Source organism: Angustibacter speluncae (assembly GCF_054777815.1).
Genome location: NZ_BAAHAF010000032.1, coordinates 1 through 2,437, shown reverse-complemented (window position 1 = coordinate 2,437; position 2,437 = coordinate 1). Strand labels below are relative to the sequence as shown.

Sequence of the window (2,437 nt, the reverse complement as noted above, 5' to 3'; positions counted from 1 at the left end):
GGCTCGAGGCGCTGAGCGAGGAGCGCGAGTCGGCCGAGAGCGACCTGTCCCGGGCGCTGCGGGCCACGCTCGACCCGCTGCCGGACGACCACCCCGCCCGCCTGCGCGGCGGCGGCCCCGGGCTCGGTGACCGGCGCGGGAGACGCCTGCTCGGCGAGGGCGTCGCGCAGTCGCGTCCCGGCCCGGCGGGCGTCGCGCACCGACAGCGGCAACGGCGTCCACCCGGCCCAGCGGCCGAGCTCGACGACCGGCGGCGCGACGTCGGACCCCGCCATCACGTCGGCGGGCGCGCCGTCGCGGACGGTGCCGTCGGTGCCGACGTGGACGACGCGGTCGGCGTACTGCAGCACGCGCTCGACGCGGTGCTCGGCGACGAGCACGGTGACCGCGAGGTCGTGCACGAGCCGGGTGAGGGTGGCGAGCACCTCCTCGGCGCCCGTGGGGTCGAGGGCGGAGGTGGGCTCGTCGAGCACGAGGACGCGCGGGTGGGCGGTGAGCACCGACCCGATCGCGACCCGCTGCTGCTGCCCGCCGGACAGCTCGCGCAACGGCGCGTCGCGCAGCTCGGCGATACCGAGCACGTCGAGCGTCTCCTCGACCCGCTTGCGCATCGTGGCGGTGGGCAGCGAGAGCTGCTCCATCGCGTAGGCGAGCTCCTCCTCGACGGTGTCGGTGACGAAGCCCGCCAGCGGGTCCTGCCCGACGACGCCGACGAGGTCGGCGAGGTCGCGCGGGCGGTGCGTGCGCGTGTCGCGCCCGTGCACCAGGACGCGGCCGGCGAGGCGGCCGCCGCTGAAGTGGGGCACGGTCCCGTTCACGACCCCGAGCAGGGTGCTCTTGCCGGAGCCCGTCCGCCCGACCACCAGCGCGAGCTCGGCCTCTTCGACGGCGAGGTCGACGCCGCGCAGCACGGGGACGTCGGTACCGGGGTAGGTGACCGAGACCCCTTGCAGCAGGACGGCGCTCACGCCGCCTTCTCCAGGGCGGTGCTCGCGCGCGTGGCGGCGCGGCGGGTCGAGGGGGCGGGCGGAGGCGGCGTGAGGAACGCCGGCAGCGCGGCGACGAGGATGCCGACCAGGGCGAGCAGGGGCAGCGCGGGCCAGGCGAGCGGCGTCACGGGCATCGACATCGCCGCGGGCTCGAGCCGCACCTGCACCAGGAGGGCGGCCGCCGTCGCGAGTCCGGTCGCGGCGGTGACCCACTCGGGCAGCGACCACGGGTCGGGGCGGTAGGTGGTGCGGCGCACCGCGCGCCCGCCCGCCCAGAGCCCGGCCACCGACAGGGCCAGGCCGAGCAGCAGCACCGGTACCCCGAGCCAGACCGGCGCCGTGGTGTCGAGCAGGCCGTAGAGGCCGAGGCAGGACCCGAGCAGGCCACCGAGGGTGAGCGTCCCGGTGACCGCGCGCGCCGCACGCGACTGCTCGACGCGGTGGCCGTAGCCGCGCGAGTCCATCGCGGACGCGAGCAGCAGCGACCGGTCGAGGGTGTCCTGCAGCACCGGCAGCGCCACCTGCCGCACCGACCGCAGGCCGCGCGCGGTGTCGCCGCGCAGCCGCCGGGCCCGGACCACCCGCTGCACGCTCTCGGCCAGCTGCGGGGCCGCCGTCACCGAGATCACGACGGCGGTGCCGATCTCGGCGAGGGCGGCCGGGAACGCCTTCAGCAGCCGCTTGGGGTTGGCGAGCGCGTTCGCGGCGCCGATGCACGCGACGAGCACCGCGAGCCGCAGCGCGACGGAGACGGCGGCGACGAGCGACTCCAGGTGCAGCGGCCCGAGCAGCTGGATGCCCGCCGCCCACGACGGCATCGGGACGGCGGGCAGGTCGAGCAGCAGGATCTCGCCGTACTTCAGGCCCACCAGCACGTGCAGGACCACGCGCAGCACGACGATCGCGAGCCCGAGGTAGAGGTAGAGCCGGAAGGCGCGCGCCCAGGGCGAGGTGCCGCGCCGCGAGGCCACCACCAGGCACGCCACGGCCAGCAGCAGGCCCAGCAGCAGCGGGTTGGTGGTGGTGCTCGCGGCGACGGCGAGCCCGAGCGCCCAGACCCACCAGGCGCCCGGGTGCACCGACCTCGGGAGTGCCAGCGTCAGCCCCCGTACGCGTCCGGACCGCTACCTGCCGCGCGGCGGCGCCAGGCCACCACGCCGGCGGCTGCCGCCAGCAGCACGACGAGCAGTCCGCCGCCGATCGCGGTCCACGGCGGGCCGCCGGCGTCGCGCGAGCCCGAGGTGAGGGCCATCGCGTCCGCGCGACCCGACGACGAGGACGACGGACCGTCGGACGGCGTCGCGCCCCCCGCGGCCGAGGTGGTCGCCGACGCGCTCGCCGACGGGTCCGCCGGCGTGGTCGCGCCCGGTGCGGACGTCGTCGCCGGTGCCGGGGTGCCCGACCCGGGTGCGGCGGACGTGGCGCCCGGTGCGGGCGCCGTGCCACCG

Annotated in this window: 3 protein-coding genes and 1 pseudogene; 1 reads left to right on the top strand and 3 read right to left on the bottom strand. The window is 77.6% G+C overall.

Annotated features, from left to right (window positions below):
* From ACYVKY_RS03380 to ACYVKY_RS03370, 3 genes are all read right to left on the bottom strand, one after another.
* A partial coding sequence (locus tag ACYVKY_RS03380; RefSeq protein ID WP_460433582.1) for an ABC transporter ATP-binding protein occupies positions 1 to 968 on the bottom strand: 968 nt, incomplete at its 3' end.
* A complete protein-coding gene (locus ACYVKY_RS03375; RefSeq protein WP_460433581.1) occupies positions 965 to 2,068 on the bottom strand; it encodes an energy-coupling factor transporter transmembrane component T in 1,104 nt (367 codons plus the stop codon). The genes ACYVKY_RS03380 and ACYVKY_RS03375, both read right to left, overlap by 4 nt.
* A 20-nt stretch (positions 2,069 to 2,088) precedes the next feature.
* Positions 2,089 to 2,241, bottom strand: a complete 153-nt coding sequence (locus ACYVKY_RS03370; RefSeq protein ID WP_460433580.1) for a hypothetical protein — start codon at positions 2,239 to 2,241, stop codon at positions 2,089 to 2,091.
* On the opposite strand from ACYVKY_RS03370, the pseudogene ACYVKY_RS03365 reads away from it, so the two are divergent.
* Positions 2,231 to 2,437, top strand: a pseudogene (locus ACYVKY_RS03365) (hypothetical protein); the annotation flags it as partial. The gene ACYVKY_RS03370 and the pseudogene ACYVKY_RS03365 sit on opposite strands and share 11 nt — an antisense overlap.